Genomic DNA, 18,472 nt, shown 5'->3' with positions numbered 1-18,472 from the left:
ATAATTTTTACAATCCTAAAAGTAAATCAAATAGTTATTGTTTAATTCAATCAAACTTTAAATTTATTCAACAAATTTGAAGATATTAAATAAATTTAAAAATGAAATTATTGAAATAAACCTAAGAATAATCCTATCTGGCCAGTTAATCCATTTGTTCCAATTTTTTCTGGAACACTAGTAATAATTTTTGAATTATCATCCGTCCAATCTCCTTTTAATAATAACTTATATCCAGCACCAACTCTAAGCATAATAAATTGTGTAAGATTATACTCAAAATTAAGTTGAGGTATTAATAAAATGTTTGAAGAAGTAATTGAATTGATTTTATTAAAATTAGAATTTTTACTAAACAAAGTGTCGCTGATAACCTCGTTAAATGTACCTCCAGAAGATTTAGTTTGTGTAAAAGAAAGACTGTTTTTTCCATAACCTAACATTATTCCTGGGAACATATTGAAGCCCTTTGAAAACCCAATTGCATAATCAATTTGAACAGCAGTAAAACTTGAAGCAAGTTTCAATGTTTTCGTATAATTAGTGCCACTTAAGCTAATTTCTGATTGATTACTTATTACTCCTCCTGCTGCATAAACACCTAACCTTAAATTAGGTACAATACCAACAGCAGTAAAGCCACCTCCTCCAGACATTAAGATATTACTTCCTAAATCAGGAATCCCAACATCTTTTGCAAGTTTATTTAAGTCTTCATTATTGATTAAGTTAGGCATAAACAACACACCACCACCAACTCCAATATAAGGAGTTTTTTGATCATCAACAGGAACATCGTCAAAATTGAAATCATCTGTTTTGGTAGTATCTTGAGCTTTAGCTATACTAAATGAAATTAGTAAAATAAAAATAGCTATAATTAAATTAGTTTTCTTCATAGTTAAATTGAATGATAAATATATTTAAATTTTAATTTGTACAAACTTAAGTAAGTTAGTGATAATTGTTGATGTTAATTGATTTTAGAAAAGTTATAAAAAATTAAATTTATTATTAATTACTATGAAATTGAATCTTTATATCTCTTATTAAAATTTTTTATAAATGCAATTAAAGCTATTATAATGTATGAGATAATTATAGATCCCAAAAATCCAGAAACAATAATTAAAGCTCTTTTAGGTCTTGCTTTATATGGGGGTGGAATTGCTTCATCTAATATATTCAAAGATGGAATATCTCTTGCTTCATCAAATTTTGATTGCTCAAACATAGGTTCTAACAACGCAAGTACTTTAGCATTCACTTCATATTCTTGCCTTACTTGCAAATAATCAACCATTGATTTTGACATATTATTTAAGTTAGGTCCTGCTATTGAACTTCCCTTTCCTTCAGCAAAATTTTTAGTTTCTTTATCATACTTTTTTAAAATTTCTTTAGCTTGAATTGTTTTAGGATCATCATCTCCAAGTTGAGATGTTAATGCTTCAACTATTACTTTTTGTGATAGATAATTCGCTTGAACTTCCATTACTGCAGCTCCAATTACAGTTCCTTGCTTTTCTGGATCATATAATTTATTTTTTCTCATTAATTGCTCTAAACTATTTCTCAAAATATTCTGTTTTCGAGTAACACTATCATATCGTTGAGCTATATATAAAGTTATAGGTTCAGTCTCACGTCTATTTAACTCTCTTAATAAATGATTAGATATTTTTACTATATCATTTGCCATATTTGAAGCCCTTACAGGATCTATATCATAAACAGAAACTGCAATAGGACCATCAGTTGAAACTTCAATTTTAATATTATCTAAAAGTGCTTCATAAAATAAATCAATTCTACCTTTTTTTACTTTATATACATTTTCATAAAGTTCTCTTAATTTATACTTTTTAGTTAAAGAATCAAGTACAGTTCTGCTATTCATAAGTGCTATTTTTGAATATCCAGATTCTGATCCACTTTTACCTACTAATTTTGACAAACCAAAATCTTTCAATGATGAAGACAGACCTCCAAGTAAGTTATCAAGCGGTGTTCCAGATTTGTTAGGAGGTAACGCCACTACTTGTGCCATAAATTCAATAGGCATTACATTAATAACATAATAAGCTGTTGCAATTGTTGATAATACTGAAATTAAAAGAACCAATTTCCAAGTTTTTAATATTATAGAATATTGCTCAAATAAAATTTGCTCCCCTTTTGTATCCTCAATATTTATCTTATTTTTTATTTCACTCATTATTTAATTAAAAATTAAATTCAATAACTTTTCCAGAAAATTTTATAGAACATTATATCAGGTTAGTTACCTTATAACTCACCAATTCTTAATCCTAACCATAACTGATTGTTTGAAACATCACTTGAATTTGAATTAATATTATTAAGAATCAAATTTAATTTAATATAAATATTTCTTGAGAATTCATAACCCAAATCAAAATTAAATTTTGTAATTTTTTCTAAATTTCCGTCAAGAAAACTAACAGTATCAGAATCCCTTAATCCAATATGTTGTGTTAATACTGAACCTCCAACATTTCTAAATAAAGTATCAATGTTCTTGATTGGGTCAAACTTATATTCATTTGCACCATGACGAGTAATATCGGATACTAGATTAAAAGTAAATTTAGGTGAAATATGGTAACTAAAATATATTTTTAAAGAATGACTATTTGGCTCTAAACCTCCAGCTGATAGAATTGTACCATCATGAGTATAAGTATTTTCTTGATTAAAATGAGTAAAAATATATGGTTCTAATCTGGTATAACTCAAACCCAAATCTATTGTTTTATGAATCAAAGAAGTTGTTTTAAAAGTTAATTTGAAAGCAAATTTGTTACCCCAAAACTGATCATAAATTTTCCTAAACCTTAAATCATCAAGTAAATATTCAGTCTCTAAAAACATACCTTTTTGAGGGATATATGATATTGAAGCATACATGTTAGTGTTATCTCTATCACGCAAATAATGTTCTTGAGATTTAATAAATAAAAAAGGATTAAAATATCCTAGTTCTAAATTTCTACCACTATAAATTACAGATTCACCTATTGATAATTTTAGATTGCTAAATAATTTAACACTTGCTAAATGAGCTGCAATATATTTTGAGGTAATATTAACATTAGCTCCAGCAGTTTTGACTGCTTCATCAGATAATATTGAAGCATGAATATGAGTGAAACTAAATAAACCAAAATTCCCCCCAAGCCTTATATAATCATATTCTGATGGAAGCTGAGAACTTAAAAGAAGTGAACTTTCATTTCCACCTCCTAAAGAAATTTTTTCGTGTGCAATTTCTGCAAATATATTTTTCCAATTTACTCTTAAATGAGATGAAGAAAAATCTATATCTCTCCCAAATTGTAAAACTCCAAATTTTCCTGAATGAGATAAATGTGGATCTTTTTTTGCTAGTGTTGTATCTCCAAATATAGTTCCATTTGTTATCTTAGTTGAAAATCCAATTGTATTATAAAATGTCCCAGATAAAACTGCACCTATTTGAAATATAATTGTTTTTGGATCATAACCTAATTCCTTTCTAAATTCTCCATCGAGTATAGGGTTGAAGGAAACATAATTTTTATTACTTGTATCTGCATAAGCGTAAATTGATAAAAAATCATCTGATGAGAATGATTTGAAAATGCTTTTAGTTTGATCTGTATTAATTACAGTTGAAACATCTTTTAAATTAGAGTCCTTAAATAATTCTTTTGAAAAATATATTGCTTCATCTTTTAATGAACTATTAACTGTTGTATCATTTATCACCTGAAGAAAAAATGAATAAGCATCATACCTAGATATTGGTAAATGTTCTTTTGGGAAATCTGGTATTAACCCAAAATCAGAAAGCCTTATCAATGATTTAGTGGCAGGGCTATTTATGTTCAACAAATTCTTACCTTGAGAATACAAATTATTATTAAAACTTAAATAAATAATTTGACAAATAAAGTAATACTTTAAAATTTTTATAATATAATTTTTCAATAAATCGATTGTAATATGGATTTGGTAAACTTCATATCAATAATAAAATTTATATATAAATTTTTATTGATCAATTCTAGTTTCAACAATTTTTTTCATATATTTTCCTAACATATCAAACTCAATATTCACTTTAGAATTAACTTTTAATTCTTTAATATTAGTTACATCATAAGTATATGGGATTATTGAAACCATACATTTATTCCCATCAATTCTTGCTGTTGTTAAGGAAACTCCATTAATACAAATTGATCCAACTGGAATAACTAATTGTGAAAACTCAATTGGAAATTCAATCCAAATATTCCATGAGTTATCTTTGTTTTCTATAGAATTTATTACTCCATAACAATCAACATGTCCTTGAACAAAATGACCACCAAGCCTTTGCCCTGCTACCATTGCCCTTTCTAAATTCACGTTCTCACCTATTCTATAATCACCTAATATTGTTTTACTTAATGTCTCTTCAATGCTTAGAACTTCAAAACTATTTTCATCTAATTGAACAATAGTTTGGCAACAACCATCAACTGAAATTGAATCCTTAATCGATAGATCTTCCATAACCAAATGTGCTTTGATTTTGAATTTCCTGCTATTACTATAATTTATAATATCTAAAATCTCTCCAGTCTCTTCAACTAATCCTGTAAACATTATTTAAAATTTAAGAATGAAAATTTATTTACAACTTTAATAATTTAGTAAATAGAGTTTATATCTAAATGTGGAGTAAAGAAATTATTCTTTTACAAGTAACAAACGTATTTTTTGTAAATTGCAAAATTAACCTAATAGTACTAAATATTTTTTTTTAAAATGCAATTAATTATTAATGGGAATGATTTGACAATAGAACAAGTTTACAATGTTGCAAACAACAATTCTATTAAAATCGTATTATCAGATACTTCTGTAACAGCCATGAATTTGTCTAGAAGAGTAGTTGAAAATTGGGTATCAGAAAATAAAGTTATATATGGAGTAACCACTGGTTTTGGAGAATTTGCGAATGTATCAATAAATTCAGATAAATTATCAGACTTACAAGTAAACCTTATTAGAAGTCATTCAGCGGGAGCTGGCGACCCAATTCCTAAGAATATTATGAGGGCAATGATGTTATTGCGAATCAATGCATTGGCAAAAGGGTTTAGTGGAATTAGAGTACAAACAGTTCAAACTCTAATTGATATGTTAAATAATGACATAATACCATCTGCTCCAATGCAAGGTTCTGTAGGTTCATCTGGAGATTTAGTTCAACTTTCACATTTAGTTCTTGCAGCAATGGGTGAAGGAAAAGTTTGGTTAGGTAACGAAATTGTTCCTTCTTTAATTGTGTTAAAGAAACATAATATTGAACCAATAAAACTTGAAGCAAAAGAAGGTTTAGCCTTAATTAATGGAACTCAAATGATGACTTCCTTTGGTTGTATTGCTGTGCATTTAGCTAACAGATTTACAAAATCAGCAGATGTTATTTCTGCTTTGTCACTTGATGCTCTCAAAGGTACAGATAAAGCTTTTGATGAACGTTTACATGCTTTAAGACCGCATACAGGACAAAATATTGTTGCAAAAAATATGAGGGAATTGTTAGCTGATTCTGAAATTCGTGAATCACATCGACAAATTGATGATAGAGTTCAAGATGCATATTCTTTAAGATGTATACCACAAATTCATGGTGCTAGCAGAGACACTCTAACCCATGTAAATAATGTTCTAACAATTGAAATTAACTCAGTAACTGATAATCCAATTATTTTTCCAAATGAAGGAGATCATGTTGAAGGTGGTAACTTTCACGGTCAGCCAGTTGCATTGATAATGGATTTTCTTGCTATTGCTTGTGCAGAACTTGCTAACGTTTCTGAAAGAAGAACTGAAAGATTAGTTAATGGTACACTTAGCAGATTACCAAGATTTCTCACTCAAAATGGAGGGCTTAATAGTGGTTACATGATTGCACAATATACATCTGCTTCTATTGTTAGTGAAAATAAAGTGCTTTGTCACCCCGCTTCAGTTGATTCTATACCAACAAGTGCCAATCAAGAAGACCATAATTCAATGGGTTCTATTGCAGCTCAAAAAGCTTTGAAAGTTGTTTGTAATTTGAATAAAGTTCTTGCAATAGAGTTGATTTGTGCTACACAAGGTATTGATTTTCATCAACCATTAAATACAAGTAAGAAATTAAAACCAGTTCATAATTTGGTTAGATCTAAAATTCCTCATTTGGAAAATGATAGAGTTATATTTGATGATATAAGTATTGCTGAACAATTAATAAATTCAGGAGAGTTACTGGAAGTTGTTGATGTTAATTAATTTATTTCAAAAAATTCAAAATTCATTTTATCAATGCTATTCAACACTATTCTCTAAAATTGAGAATATGCATTTAGTTGCATTTAAACTTGATTTGACTCCAATTGGCAATGTTAGTTTAGGGTAAATATGTCCATATTCAACATTTGAAATACATGGTAAATTGAATTTATTTGCATAATGATTTATTACATCATCAATGCTTAAAGACTCTACTGAAATCTTCAAAGGTTTTGCATCAGTAAACTCACCTAATAATAATCCTGATAAATTTTTTAGATGATTAGAATTGAATAATTGTGAAAGTAATCGATCAACTCTATATGGTTCTTCACCTATTTCTTCAATTAATAACAATTGATTTTTCAAATTGGGAAAATATTTTGAACCACAAATTGAAGCAATTAAAGTAAGATTTCCTGCAAATAGTTTGCCAATGGTTTCACCTTTTTTTCTCGTTTTCATTTCAATATTTTGTTTGATAACACCAAGTGGCTTTGTTGATGTTATACACCTCCAAAAATAATCTTCAGTCATTGTTGGTATATTTTCTAAATCCCAAAAGTCAACTCCTGGCATTGCTCCAGTAAAATTTACTAATTTACATTTTTTTGAAATTGCAAAATTTAATGCTGTAATATCACTAAAACCAATTATTATTTTTGGATTTTTTCTTAAAGATTTATAATCAATTTTATCTAAAATTCTAGTAACTCCATATCCCCCTCTTCCAGCAATTATCATCTTTACCAAAGGATTATTAATCATGTCATTAATATCAGAAGCTCTTTCTAAATCGCTTCCTGCTAAGTAACCATATCTATTAAATACATTTTTACCTAAAATAACATTGTATCCAAGCGATTCAAAATATTTTACACCATTTAACAATCTAGTTTCGTCTTTCTGTGGTGAACTAGGTGAAACTATTCCAATACATTCTCCTTTTTTAATTTTTTTTGGTTTAATAAATTCTTCTTTCATAATATTCGAATTTGTAAAAAATAAAAATAACTTCATTCAATCAATTTATCAATTATTATTTTCGCTTTTATAATATGTAATTAACTTTAAAATATTTTAATTTGATAAATTTAATAGCAAATCATTTACTTATCTCAATTTGATATTTATAATTTTCTTGATAATTTATTAAAAAATTTTCTTACCATTTGTTTATTTATTTTAATGTTTTTTAAACTAGATTAAAAGCTTGTTTGCTTATTCAAACTATTATTTTAGACTTTTTTTTTTCAACCAATTGTTTTTACATTTTATATTGTTATTTATGAAAATTATTGCTTTAATAAACGATACATTCAAAGAGATCTATTCTAAAAAAGCTATTGTTGGAATTTTTTTAATCGAAGTAATAATTCTTACTCTTACAGGAATAGTTTTGTATATGATTCAAGGAACATATGCTAATGCTATTGAAGTTGGTGAACGAGCTAAAACTGGAGTATCTATTGAAAAAATAGACTCAACTAAAAAATCTACTGATTCATCAGAATTAGCACTTCTCGGTTCAACTGACTCTACAACAAAAGTATTAGATTCAATTGCTAATGTAGATTCAGATTCAAGTAAAATTAGTAGTTCTTTAAAGTTACCTGATACAATTTCAGGTAACCTTAACGAACAATCTTCAAAGTCATTAATTGAAAATATTGTAATTGGGCAAATGAGTGCCTTTGCAGGTTTTATAAATTTAGCTGTACTATTTTTAGGAATTTTTATTTCAGCAGGTATAATCCCTTCATTAATGGAAAAAGGTACAATTGACATTCATCTTTCAAAACCAATTTCAAGAGCAACTTTAATTTTGGGTAGAGCATTTGGTGGTGTAATTGCTGTTGGATCAAATGTATTGTTTTTCACACTTGGTATTTTTGTTTTGTATGGGATTTTCTCAGGAGTTTGGCATTTACCATTTTTATTATGGACAATTTCAATTTCTATGTTTGGATTTTGTATTGTTTATAGCTTTATTTTATTTCTAAATGTTGTTACAGAAAGTTGGATTTTGCCAATGAGCCTTGCCTATATTCATGTTATTATTTTATCAGCTTTTTTGTTTGCACGTGAAGCCACATTGTTTATGATTATTAAAAATCCAATTTTTCAAGGACTAATAAATGGATTGTATTATATATTGCCTCAAACATCCGACATGACAAATCAACTAGCTCAAGCTACATTAACTGGAAGTCTTAGTGAAAATGGTTTTATTATTCAAGGTGTAGTTTTTACAATTGTTATGATTATACTTACTATCTGGCGATTTAATAAAAAAGATTTTTAATTGTTATATATGGTTTTTAATAATGTAATATCTGAAACTAAAGCTATCTTTTTATAGATAATTTCATATAGCTTTTTTTTTAATTTATTCTCTCCAAAAAAATATGAAAAAAATATTAAGTAACTCCTTAATAATAATTGCAAGTATAACATCATGTGCTTTTACTTACTCAATGTTGTTAAATGGTAATTCAAATTATTTAAAAAGAAATTTTAACTTTGAAGAAAAAGTTGAGAATCCTGATGAATTAGCTTATATAGAATACCTCAAGTTAAGAGATCCAGTAACAAACCAAATTCCAGAAGATATTGCAAACAAATCAATCAATTTTGTAAAAGGCTTACCTAAAGTAAATAATAGTTTATTATCAAAATCAACTGTTTCTAATTACAGCTGGATTAATAGAGGACCTGTAAATGTTGGAGGAAGAACAAGAGCTTTAGCATTTGATGTTACTAATGATAGCATAATATTATCTGGTGGAGTAACTGGTGATTTATGGAGATCTGTTGATCAAGGTATGTCTTGGTCAAGGACTAAAACTCCACCTAATCTACCTAATGTAAGTTGTATAACACAAGATACTAGAAAAGGAAAAACCAATGTTTGGTACATGGGTTCTGGTGAATCACCATTATATACACTATTAAAATCAGATACTTCAGCAAGAAGAAGTTATCAAAGTGATGGTATCAGTAAATCCGTTGACGGCGGATTGAATTGGAAACAATTACCAAGCACTGTTTCAAAAACTCCTAACAAAGTAAATCCATTTGACTTTATCAACAAAATAATTGTTCCAAAAAATATAAATGACAAAGATTTAATATTTGCTTCAACTATTGGAGGAATTATGAAATCTGAAAACGGAGGTATTACTTGGAATTTATCTTTGGGTGATAGTGTAAAAGAAAATGAATATTCAGATATTGCAATTACAAGCAGTGGTACAATTTTTGGTTCAATTAGTAAAGGTAAATCAAAAGGTTTATATAAAACAATAGATGGAGTTAATTGGGATAATATTTCATTTGGATTTATTCCAGATACTTGTGGAAGAATAGTGTTAGCAACTGCACCTAGCAACCCTAATATCTTATATGCAATTTTTTCAACATCTGTGAGAGTTAATAATAGACTTGTTGAAGGATTTAAAATTGGGAGATATACATTGCCTTTAGAGAATGATTCTTTAGGGAAATGGGAAGATATATCAGGGTTACAAATTAAAACTAACCAAGGATCAACTATAAACTCACAAGGTGGATATTGTTTAGTTTTAGCTATAAAGCCAGATGATGAAAATGTTATTTATTTTGCAGGAACTAATTTGTACCGAAACATTGATGGTGGTAAATCAGTTTCTTCAACAGCTTGGCTTGGTGGTTATGATCCTAAAAATAATAGTTATAGTTTAGATGATCCAACAAAATTACACCCAGATATTCAAGATATAGTTTTCTTTCCTAATAACCCAAAGAAAATGTTTGTTCTTTGTGATGGTGGTTTGAGGTTCACAAATGATAATTCTCAATCTTTTGTTCAGTGGAATCAAATGAACAACGGATATGTTACTGGTCAGTTTTATTCTGTTGGAGTTGATCATGAAACTGTAGGAAGTAATGTTTTAGTTGGAGGACTTCAAGATAATGGTTCTTGGGCTACTTTGTCTTCAGATCCTGATGAACCTTGGGCACTTATGAATAGTGGTGATGGTATGCATGCTCAAGTTGTGGATAGTGGAAGATATTTTTTAGTTTCAACTCAAAGTGGAAAAGTATCCTTAGCTAAAGCAAATAAGAAATCCACTGATAAAAATATTAGAGTTTATCCAGATTCAGCTACTGGTATTTTTATAAATCCATTTGCTACTGACCCTTCTGATAGAAAAATTATTTATCTTCCTCTAGTAAATAAAATTTATAGGAAACTAAATGTAATCAACAATGACACTAATAAAAACTGGATTAAAATTTATGATGGGATAGACACTTACACCGCTGTTGGTGTTTCTCAAAATGCTCCCTCAAATAGGCTTTACTTTGGTTCTTCTAATGGTAAATTGTATAGATTAGATAATGCTAACGATACAAATTTAAATTTTACTAATGCTGATCCAGTTTTGTTAAAATCAACTTTATTTCCAAAAGGTGGTTGGATTAATTGTATTTCTGTTGATCCTTTAAATGGTGATAGAGCTATTGTTGTTTTTACAAATTATAATGTAAGAAGTTTATTTTATACGATTGATGGTGGAATAAATTGGGAAAGTATTGGAGGAAATTTAGAAGAATTTCCAAATGGGTCTGGCTCAGGTCCTTCTTGCAGATGGGCTCAATTTGTTAATCGTCCTGAAGGCTTAATTGTTTTTGTTGCTACCAATCTTGGTTTGTATTCATCAAAGATTTTGAATGGTGATAATACAAATTGGGAACTTGAAGGTGAGGGCACTCCATTAGAATATGCAGTCTGCGAAATGATTGATACAAGGCAAAGTGATGGCTTTACTGGTATTGCAACACATGGTAAAGGGATGTTTAGTGGTACTCCTTTTGTAACTTCTATTAAAAATGACTACAATAATGATTATAATAATATAATGGTAAATCCTAATCCAGTTAATTCAAATTCAAAAATTTACTTTAAAGATAAAATTGATTTCAGTTCAATAAAATTGTTTGATGTAAATGGTAAATTTGTTAAATTAATTTATGAAGGTATTATTTCTAACAATGTTCCAATTGAAAGTAAAGACTTGCCTAATGGTTTTTACAATGTTGTGATAAGAAATAAAGATTTTATTATTTCTAAAAAAATTATTATTAAAAATTAAATTGTAAATGAAGAATAACCTATTTTTAAATACATTATCAAAAAAGATTTTATTATTTGATGGGGCAACTGGTACAGCCCTTCAGACACAAAATTTAAATGCCTCAGATTTTGGTGGACCTGAATTAGAAGGCTGCAATGAATATTTATGTATTTCTAATCCAGATGCAGTTCGTAAAGTACATAATGAATATTTAAGTGCTGGTGCTGATATTATAGAAACAAATTCATTTGGATCTGCATCTATAGTTTTATCTGAATATAACATAGAAGATAAAGCTTATCAGTTGAGTAAGTTATCTGCAACTATTGCAAAAGAGTGTACTTCAAAATATTCAACTCCTGAGTGGCCTAGATTTGTTGCGGGTTCAATAGGACCAACAACAAAATTACCTTCTTTACTCCATATAGAATTTGATTTAATGGTTGAATCTTTTAAAGAACAAATTGCTGGATTAATAGATGGAGGTGTTGATTTACTTTGTATAGAAACTTGTCAAGATACTCTTCAAATTAAAGCAGCCCTTTCAGCTGCTTTAAACTATTTTAATGAAAATGGCAAACAAGTTCCAATTATAGTTTCTGTTACAATTGAAACAATGGGAACAATGTTAATGGGCACAGAAATATCTGCAGCATTAACAATAATTGAACCTTATGATATAGTTCAAGTTATAGGTATGAACTGCGCTACTGGTCCGAAAGAAATGGAAGAAAATTTAAGATTTCTATGTGAAAATTCACCCAAAGATGTTTTCGTAATGCCTAATGCTGGCATCCCAGAAAATATTGGTGGACATGCGCATTATCATCTTACCCCTGATGAAATGGTTAAATGGATGAAAAAATTTACAGGACAGTATGGTGTTTCAGTAATTGGGGGGTGTTGTGGAACTACTTCTGAACATATTAGAGCACTAAGGAATTTATTGGATGTGACTGAAAAAGCTCCACGTGATTGGAATTATACACCTTCAGTTGCCTCTATTTATTCTTCTACACCATTGCAAATGGATCAACCACCAATTTTGGTAGGTGAAAGATGTAATGCCAATGGGTCTAAAAAATTCAAAGAACTTTTGCTAATAGAAGATTATGATGGAATGGCTGCTATGGCAAAAGAACAAACAAAGGATGGAGCTCATTTTATAGATGTTTGTGTTGCGTTTGTTGGTCGAGATGAAATTAGAGATATGACTCAACTTATGTCTCGATTAAATACTCAATCAACTCTACCATTAGTTATTGATTCTACTGAAACAATTGTTATTGAAGAAGCATTAAAAAGATACGCTGGTAGAGCAATTATTAATTCAATCAATTTTGAAGATGGTAAAGAAAAAGCTGGTAAGGTATTAACTTTAGCCAAAAGATATGGGGCTGCTGTAATAGCACTTTCTATTGATGAAGATGGACAAGCTTATTCTTTAGATAAAAAAGTTTCTATTGCAAAAAGAATTAGAGATTTTGCTGTTTTTGAATTTGGTTTACGTGAAGAAGATTTAATCTTTGATCCATTGACTTTTACTTTGGCAACTGGTGATGAACAATATAGAAAAACTGGTTTAGATACAATTGAAGCTATAAAAAGAATCAAGGAAATTATGCCATTATCTAAAACTATTTTAGGTCTTAGTAACTGTTCTTTTGGTCTTTCACCAGCCACCAGACAAGTATTAAATTCAGTATTTCTTCATCATGCTGTTGAAGCTGGATTAGATATGGCTATTGTTCATGCTTCTAAAATAGTTCCACTTTTCAAATTAGATGAACTAGGTGCTGATATTGCAAGAAAATTAGTTTTTGATGAAAGAGAATTTATTGAAGTTAAATAATATTTTAAATTTTAATTTTAATTTTAATTTAATTAGAATAATTTATTTCTAATTTTTTTTCAAATTTATATCTCATTTTAATTTTTAGGCTTGAAAAATTTGTCACTTGAAAATTCATTATTAAAATTATATTCTCTTGAAAGGTTAGGTATCAAATTAGGACTTGAACCTATTATTAAATTATTTGATTATTTCAATAATCCTCAGAATAATTTCCCTACAATTCATGTTGCTGGAACAAATGGAAAAGGATCAGTATCAGCTTTCATTGCTTCTGTTCTTTCAGAAAGCGGACTTAAAGTTGGATTGTATTCATCACCACATTTAAACCAATTTAATGAACGTATTAGAATAAATGGGATTCCAATTTCTGATGATATTTTATTGAATTATTCTAATGATATGTTAAGTGTTATAGAAGACTTTGGCTGTACTTTTTTTGAAGGTACAACTGCTATTGCATTCAAGTATTTTTCAGATAATAAAGTTGATGTTGCAATAATTGAAACTGGATTAGGTGGAAGACTTGATGCTACAAATGTAATCACTCCATTAATTTCAGTTGTCACCTCTATTGGCCTTGATCATCAAAAATTTTTAGGAGATACACTTTATAAAATTGCTAAAGAAAAGGCGGGTATTATTAAATATAAAACTCCTGTTGTTTTAGGTAATATTGATGTGAAATTAAATTATATTTTTGAAGATGCTTCTATAGAAAATCATTCTGAATTATTCCTTTCAGAAAAACTTTGCTCAGCCTCAAATGTAACTTTTATGGAAGATTGTTTAATTGCAGATTTTACATTCAAAAACATATTTTTTGATAACCTTCAAATTGGACTAACTGGATATTATCAATTAGATAATGTAAAAACAGCATTAACATCTCTTATAATTTTACAAAATAAATTCAATATTTCTGAAAAGGATTTTTTTAATGGATTTTTTAATGTAAAAAATAATACAGGTATTTCAAGCAGATTTGATTCAAGATTATTTAAAGGAAAAAAATTTTTGTTTGATGTTGCACATAACGCTCATGGTGCTTTAGCTTTGGTTAACTCATTACAATTACTATATCCAAATAATAAATTTAATTTTATTTTTGGATCTGTTATAGATAAAGATCATAATGGGATAATTGATATCATCTCTCAACTTACCAATAAGTTAATTGTTTGTAAAGCTTTTAATTATAGGTCTGTTGAAACATCTTATTTGAAGTCAATTTCAGAAAAATATTATATTGAAACAATTGAATCAAAATCAGTAAACAATGCAATTGAGATTGCATTAAATTTAACTGAAAGTAATTTGACAATTATATTTGGTTCTTTTTATGTTGTCGCAGAAGCTTTAGAATACTTTAAGTAATTTTAAATTCCTTTTAAATTTCTAATACTTATTTTTACTTCTTCTTACTACTTTTTTATGAATTATTTAATATTATTTGCTTGGTCTTTAGCTGCAGCAAGTGTATTACCAATCTCTTCTGAACCTTATTTTTTTAAAGTAGTGTTAAGTGAAAAAGTAATTTTGATACCATTACTTATTGCCTCAATTGGAAATATTATTGGTGGAATTTCAACTTTTTGTTTAGGTAAAAAAGGTGGCGAAATTATTTTAAATAAACTATCTGATGAAAACAAAAGTAGATACAATAATGCTGTTAAAATGGTAAATAAGTATGGACCATGTTCTTTACTTTTATCTTGGGTACCCTTTATTGGTGATGTTATAGTTGCTATTGGGGGTGCTTTGAAACTTCCTTTATTTCAATCAATCATTTATTTATCTATTGGTAAAGTTTTAAGATTTTTCCTAATAGCATTAATTGCTATTAAATTTGTTACTTGATATAATTTACTTTTATTTCATAATAAAAAAACCCCGATATAATTAAATATCGAGGTTTTTTTCTTTAGAGTTATTAATTACTTAATAACTTTTCCATTAGTATCTCTCTTAATTGTATTTGAAACTAAACCTTGTAACATTATTTCTTGTGTGCCGTTTGTTCCATCGCTCATTACTTCAAATTTAGCACTCTTTGCTCCTGTTGTTGTTCCCATCATACTTATTTCTAATGGGATACTCATTCCAGGATCTAATACTAATCTTGCTACTTTTCCTAATGTGAATGATGACGCATCTGCTCCACTTACTTTCATTGATGTTAATGTTAATGCTACACTTCCTGTATTCATTAACATTACTGTTCTGCGTGATACTTGTTTTACTCCCAAGTTGCCAAATGCTAATGGATTACTTTCTCCTTTAACACTTATTACTCTTGTACCTACTTCTCCATTTAATGGATATACATATGTGTTGCCATTATTCATTATTATGTTTAACTCTGCAACTTTCATTCCTACTCCACTCTTTGGTGCAAACTCTACCAATACTTTCATATCATCTCCTGGTAAAATCTGTTTTGGTAAACTTACTTTTGTGAATCCAAAATCACTTGCATTTGCTCCAGTTATTGTTACATCTACTATTGTTGATGGTTTCAAGTCTTGGTTATGGAAATTTACCTCTATCTTTCTTGATTTTTCTTGCTCATTATTCTCTACTAATGTTCCAAAATCTGTATCATCTCCTTGGATCAATGTTCCTATACCTTTTCCTACCAATCTTACTCTCACTACTCCTTTCTCATCCAATGCTGTATTTACATCTGTTGCATCGTTTGTTCTGAAATTTACAACTGCATATCTTGTGCCTGCTGATTGTGGTATGAATGTTACATCCAAAGTTATGCTTCCTCCTGCTTTTACTGTAAATGGTTTGCTTATGTCTGTTAACATATTAAATTCTTTAACATCATCTACATCACCTGATGTCATCCAAATTTTTGTTATTTGCAAATCACATTTCTTTCCTGAATTGTAGAATGTAATTGTTTTTTTGCTCTCCATTCCAACTTTAGTATCAGGATACATTACATCGCCTGGGCGTTTGCCTGCTATATCTGACATAAATGCTCCAGTTCCTTTGCCATATAAATCTAAATTTAACATTCCTGGAACAACCACACCATTTGCATCTTTACCACTAAAGTTAGTTGCGTCTGTTTGTAAGAATATTCTTGCATAACGCTTTCCTGCTAATGTTGGTGAGAAAGTTAAATATAAAATCTTGTCACTCTTACACGCTTGGATATTTGGTAATGCTGCATAAACTCCTGTTGGTCCTGGTACTAACAAATTCAATGGTGAAGTTGTTGGGCTTATTGGAGTGTTAGTTGTTACGAAATAATCAGAAACACTTTTTAAAGGAGAAGATAATGCATATTGAGGACTACCTTGAGATATTCCTGTTTCTAATGCATAAACTTTTAAGTCTGTTATATTAACGTTTTGAGTTCCATAATTTGATAAATTAATTGGTATTGTAACCATCTCTTGTGAACACTGTTCTGGAGTTGTTGCATAACCTGCAAATCTGCCATCATTGATATCAACACCGTCAACACTAAATGTTGCAGCTTTTCCTGCACCCACACCATATAAATTGAATTCACATGTAATACAATCATATTTCAATTGTAATGAAGCTGGACGGCAACCATGTTTGTCTGGTGTAAACTGAATATACCAATCAAATGTTCCTCCTCCAGGAATTGAAATACTTGCAGCTGGTGTATTTACCCAAGGTCCAGAAGCTGTTCCAGATGTGCTGAATTGATATTGACTTCTTCCAGCTCCCATAATCTCTGCAGTATTAATTACTAATGGTGATGAAGCAGTATTTCTAAATCTAACTGGTGTAAATATTCCATTTGAACCGAATGGAACTTGATAACCTGGGTTAACTCTTCCATCCATTAATGCAGCACCACAACCTAATGCACCAGGTGCTCTACCAATATCCATACCAGGATCACTTACTACTACTCTGTCTGATGCAACTGCTCTTAAAGCATAATCACTTCCTGAACATCCATCACTAACAGTTAATGTTGCTTTTCTAGTTCCTCCGCAAGTTGGAGTAAACTGCATACAAGGTGTTATTGACTGCCCTGGATTTAAAAAAACAGAGAAGAAACTATTTGGTTCAAACGTGCCTTGTGTTGGATGTGTTGTTGCTGATACAGATACTGATGACCCCGTACCTGTAGAACAACTTGGAACAAATTGATATTCACCTGGGGATATTGAAGGATCTCGTGTTATTCGAAAGCTATAAGTTCGACCAGATGTTCCACCATTTGTCATTGTTATTGGAAATGGAGCTGCCCCACCTGTTCCACTATAAATTGTAGTTGAATATAATACTGTTCCCGATGCTGGTACTGCTGATAACATTTCATCTGTTCCAACTGGAGATACTGATGGTGATGATGGTAAATTACCAATTAAAATTGGAAGAGGTGGTGTATAAGTAAATAATGCTCCTGTAGGTATTCCTGTGTAATACTGCCCAAAAGGCATTGCGGTTGTATATGTAAAATATGGTTTAACAACATTTACAATGTATGGTGAAGCACCTCCATAATTAAAAATACATGCCATTGTAGAGTAACGCCCATTATATGTTCCGTTATAACTTGCTGCATCTAAGTACATTTCAACTTTATTTGTACCTTCATAAATTCTAACTTGCAATAAGTTAGAATTTCCACCAAAACCATTATAAACTTGATCAAATGATTTTACGTTCCATGTTACTTGAAAGATTCTATTTGGTGATGATCCAAAAGTTTTATAACTAACACCTCCATCTTGAACAATCATGTAATCATTTAATGCAGTTAATGTTGGACCATTCATATATGGTGGAGTTGTATAACCATAATTATACGCATAGATACCATTCATATATGGATATGGATAATTAGTAAAAGTAGGAGTGTTATACAACGTTAAAAATCCATTTTGTGTAATTCCTACATAATTCCATGTTCTACAATCTAATGTAAAAGGAAATGGTATTGGAGTTGAAGGCATTGTTGTGCCATAATTTTGTGAATACTGAGTTCCACTAGGCCAAACTTCAGTACCACCAGATGGATCCATTGGTGCTGCACCTACCGAATTGGTGCGGCTGTAATTAGTCCAGACTTGTGCTTTGGCAACATTATTACAAAACAATAATATTGCTGACAAAACAAATAAATAAGAATAGATTTTTTTCATTTGATTGAAATTAAAAA

General features: G+C 29.3%; 12 protein-coding genes. 6 read left to right on the top strand and 6 right to left on the bottom strand.

The features are described 5' to 3' along the window. Nucleotides 1-107 precede the first annotated feature (107 nt). The 4 genes from IPP08_04390 to IPP08_04375 form a co-directional block, all read right to left on the bottom strand. The gene (locus IPP08_04390; GenBank protein ID QQS67409.1) at nucleotides 108-899 is read right to left on the bottom strand and encodes a hypothetical protein; all 792 of its coding nucleotides are present in this window, start codon (nucleotides 897-899) and stop codon (nucleotides 108-110) included. 122 nt (nucleotides 900-1,021) lie between these two features. Next, on the bottom strand, nucleotides 1,022-2,218 hold the full coding sequence (locus tag IPP08_04385; GenBank protein QQS67408.1) for a hypothetical protein: 1,197 nt from the start codon (nucleotides 2,216-2,218) through the stop codon (nucleotides 1,022-1,024). 71 nt (nucleotides 2,219-2,289) lie between these two features. Continuing rightward, nucleotides 2,290-3,894, bottom strand: coding sequence for a hypothetical protein (locus IPP08_04380; protein QQS67407.1), 1,605 nt, complete (start codon nucleotides 3,892-3,894; stop codon nucleotides 2,290-2,292). 162 nt (nucleotides 3,895-4,056) lie between these two features. After that, entirely contained in the window at nucleotides 4,057-4,656 is a 600-nt protein-coding gene (locus tag IPP08_04375; GenBank protein QQS67406.1) for a riboflavin synthase, read from the bottom strand. Nucleotides 4,657-4,818: 162 nt separating this feature from the next. Between IPP08_04375 and hutH the strand changes: the two genes are divergently transcribed. Continuing rightward, a complete protein-coding gene (hutH, locus tag IPP08_04370; protein ID QQS67405.1) occupies nucleotides 4,819-6,336 on the top strand; it encodes a histidine ammonia-lyase in 1,518 nt (505 codons plus the stop codon). A 36-nt stretch (nucleotides 6,337-6,372) separates the two neighbouring features. Here the strand turns inward: hutH and IPP08_04365 are convergent, their stop codons facing one another. After that, a complete protein-coding gene (locus IPP08_04365) occupies nucleotides 6,373-7,320 on the bottom strand; it encodes an LD-carboxypeptidase (protein QQS67404.1) in 948 nt (315 codons plus the stop codon). Between the two features lie 304 nt (nucleotides 7,321-7,624). On the opposite strand from IPP08_04365, the gene IPP08_04360 reads away from it, so the two are divergent. The 5 genes from IPP08_04360 to IPP08_04340 all read left to right on the top strand — a co-directional run bounded on the left by IPP08_04360 (nucleotide 7,625) and on the right by IPP08_04340 (nucleotide 15,168). Then, nucleotides 7,625-8,641, top strand: a complete 1,017-nt coding sequence (locus IPP08_04360; GenBank protein QQS67403.1) for an ABC transporter permease subunit — start codon at nucleotides 7,625-7,627, stop codon at nucleotides 8,639-8,641. Nucleotides 8,642-8,744: 103 nt separating this feature from the next. Further along, nucleotides 8,745-11,474 carry a T9SS type A sorting domain-containing protein gene (locus tag IPP08_04355; GenBank protein QQS67402.1) on the top strand — a complete coding sequence of 910 codons (2,730 nt, stop codon included), beginning with the start codon at nucleotides 8,745-8,747 and terminating at the stop codon, nucleotides 11,472-11,474. A gap of 7 nt (nucleotides 11,475-11,481) precedes the next feature. Then, nucleotides 11,482-13,308 carry a homocysteine S-methyltransferase family protein gene (locus tag IPP08_04350; protein ID QQS67401.1) on the top strand — a complete coding sequence of 609 codons (1,827 nt, stop codon included), beginning with the start codon at nucleotides 11,482-11,484 and terminating at the stop codon, nucleotides 13,306-13,308. Nucleotides 13,309-13,398: 90 nt separating this feature from the next. Beyond that, complete coding sequence (locus tag IPP08_04345) at nucleotides 13,399-14,685, top strand: bifunctional folylpolyglutamate synthase/dihydrofolate synthase (protein ID QQS67400.1); 1,287 nt, start codon at nucleotides 13,399-13,401, stop codon at nucleotides 14,683-14,685. 57 nt (nucleotides 14,686-14,742) lie between these two features. After that, a complete protein-coding gene (locus tag IPP08_04340; protein ID QQS67399.1) occupies nucleotides 14,743-15,168 on the top strand; it encodes a DedA family protein in 426 nt (141 codons plus the stop codon). Nucleotides 15,169-15,245: 77 nt separating this feature from the next. Here the strand turns inward: IPP08_04340 and IPP08_04335 are convergent, their stop codons facing one another. Next, nucleotides 15,246-18,455, bottom strand: coding sequence for a choice-of-anchor D domain-containing protein (locus IPP08_04335; protein ID QQS67398.1), 3,210 nt, complete (start codon nucleotides 18,453-18,455; stop codon nucleotides 15,246-15,248). Between the last annotated feature and the right edge of the window lie 17 nt (nucleotides 18,456-18,472).

The sequence above is a fragment of the Chlorobiota bacterium genome (assembly GCA_016700335.1).
In the GTDB taxonomy this organism is placed as follows: domain Bacteria; phylum Bacteroidota; class Ignavibacteria; order OLB7; family OLB7.
This window is presented reverse-complemented; position numbering and strand designations above follow the sequence as displayed.